1 pseudogene is annotated in these 277 nt (G+C 60.3%); it reads right to left on the minus strand.

Annotated elements, in window-relative coordinates:
- Window positions 1–277 (minus strand): annotated as a pseudogene (locus tag FJ988_RS30540) (hypothetical protein); the annotation flags it as partial.

A 277-nucleotide genomic window follows, 5' to 3' on the forward strand; every position in this document is an offset into this window, starting at 1 on the left:
CGGTACATGCCATCGATGGTGTGCTTCTGCCCGAGCAAGGCGGCGCCGATTTCCAGGGTGGTGAAATGCAGGGCCATCAGGATCACGCCCTTGCCTTCCAGTTGCGCCTGCTTGAGGTGCTCCAGCCCTTCGACATGGGCCAGGCGCGCCAGGCGCGGCTTGGACCACCACCAGCTCATGGCCATCTCGAAGAAGGCGATGCCGGTGGACGCGAAGTTTTCCTTGAGCAAATGTTTACGCTCTTTGGCAGACTTTTCCGGGAAGCACAGTTCCAGGT

Origin of the sequence: Mesorhizobium sp. CU3 (assembly GCF_006442965.1) — a bacterium.
Taxonomy (GTDB): Bacteria; Pseudomonadota; Alphaproteobacteria; order Rhizobiales; family Rhizobiaceae; genus Mesorhizobium.